The organism is Amaricoccus sp. (assembly GCF_036846665.1).
Classification (GTDB): domain Bacteria; phylum Pseudomonadota; class Alphaproteobacteria; order Rhodobacterales; family Rhodobacteraceae; genus Amaricoccus.
This window is the reverse complement of sequence record NZ_DAIUBO010000413.1, coordinates 1-1,592: the sequence shown is the minus strand read 5'-3', so window position 1 is coordinate 1,592 and position 1,592 is coordinate 1. Positions and strand designations below refer to the sequence as shown.

Below are 1,592 nucleotides of genomic sequence, written 5' to 3'. Positions count from 1 at the left end.
TGGGTCGGCTTGCCCGGGGCGATGTAGCGCCAGTCGAGCTTCGCCGCCTGGGTGACACCAAGAAAGCGGGCAATGTCGTCGTTGCTGGCCATCGGAGTGGGCGTGCGCGAGGTGCTCATGCCCGGGACATGGGTCCGGTCGCTTTCCCACAGAAACGCCAGCCGGTGCTGGACCGCCCGCCCCGCGGGCGCTGAGCGAGGAGTTGCTCGCGGCGGCGCGCGAGAGAAAGAAGCCGTTCGACACCGACTTTCCCTATCCCGAGCGCTACACCGGGGTCTATCTCGAGCGGCGGCGCGAGGTGGGGTACGGGCTCTACAAGGCGGTCGGCGTCGCGCGCGACGACCATGCGGCGCGAGAGCGGCAGAGGCTGGAGAACTTCCGCTTCTTCGGGGCGCCGCATGTCGCGCTGATCACCGTGCCGGCAGAGCAGGGCGTCTATGGCGCGCTGGACGCCGGCGGCTTTGTGACCGCCTTCATGCTGGCGGCCCAGACCCACGGCGTCGCCTCGATCGCACAGGCGGCGCTGGCGCAGCATTCGACGATGATCAGGACGCGCTTCAGGGTGGCCAAGGACCGCAAGTTCGTCTGCGGTGTCTCCTTCGGCTATGCCGACTTGGCGCATCCGGCCAATGCCTTCCGGGCCCGGCGCGAGCCCCCGGAGAACATCTTCCGCTTCGCCTAACCCATGGAGACCCAGATGCAGAAACCGCTGGACGGCATCCTTGTCGTCGCCTTGGAACAGGCGGTCGCCGCGCCGCTCGCCACCAGCCGCTTGGCCGACGCTGGCGCGCGGGTGATCAAGCTCGAACGACACGAGGGCGACTTCGCCCGCGGCTACGACGACTATGCCAATGGGTATTCGAGCTACTTCGTCTGGCTGAACCGCGGCAAGGAGTCCTGCCGCGTCGATCTGCGTGACCCGGAAGACCTTGCCATGGTGCGGAAGATGCTGGCGCAGGCGGACGTCTTCGTGCAGAACCTCGGGCCGGGCGCGACCGACAGGCTCGGGATCGGCGCCGAGGCGCTACGCAAAGATTTTCCGCGGCTCATCACCTGCGACATCTGCGGTTTCGCCCCGGACACCCCGGACGCCAATCGCAAGGCCTACGACCTGATGATCCAGGCCGAGGCGGGGTTGTCCGAGATCACCGGCAGCGAGGCCTCCGGCCCGAGCCGCATCGGCATCTCGATCTGCGACATCACCACCGGCATGACAGCCCACGCGCACATCCTCGAGGCGCTCTACGCTCGAGAGAAGACCGGCCAGGGCGCGGCGATCTCGGTGAGCCTGTTCGACGTGGCGGTGGAGGCGATGAGCGTGCCTTACATCGCCGCCCGAAATGGCGGACCGATCGCGAAACGCGTCGGGCTTCAACATCCTTCGATCGCGCCCTATGGCGCCTACGAGGCGCAGGACGGACGACTGCTGATCGCGGTCCAGAGTGATCGCGAGTGGGTCAACTTTGCCGACAAGGTGCTGGGCCGGCCCGAGCTCGGCGCCGATCCTCGACCTCGAGGACGCCGTGGCGCCCGCCGCCAAGCTCGGCACCGCCTCGAGAAACCGCACCACCTCGTCGGCGCCCAGCACGACC

Annotated in this window: 2 protein-coding genes; both read left to right on the top strand. The window is 68.0% G+C overall.

Going from position 1 to position 1,592, the window contains the following annotated elements:
• Nucleotides 1-202 precede the first annotated feature (202 nt).
• Nucleotides 203-682 carry a nitroreductase family protein gene (locus V7050_RS20955; RefSeq protein ID WP_324370775.1) on the top strand — a complete coding sequence of 160 codons (480 nt, stop codon included), beginning with the start codon at nt 203-205 and terminating at the stop codon, nt 680-682.
• Nucleotides 683-697: 15 nt separating this feature from the next.
• On the top strand, nt 698-1,592 hold an 895-nt coding region (locus V7050_RS20950), incomplete at its 3' end, for a CaiB/BaiF CoA transferase family protein (RefSeq protein ID WP_324398309.1).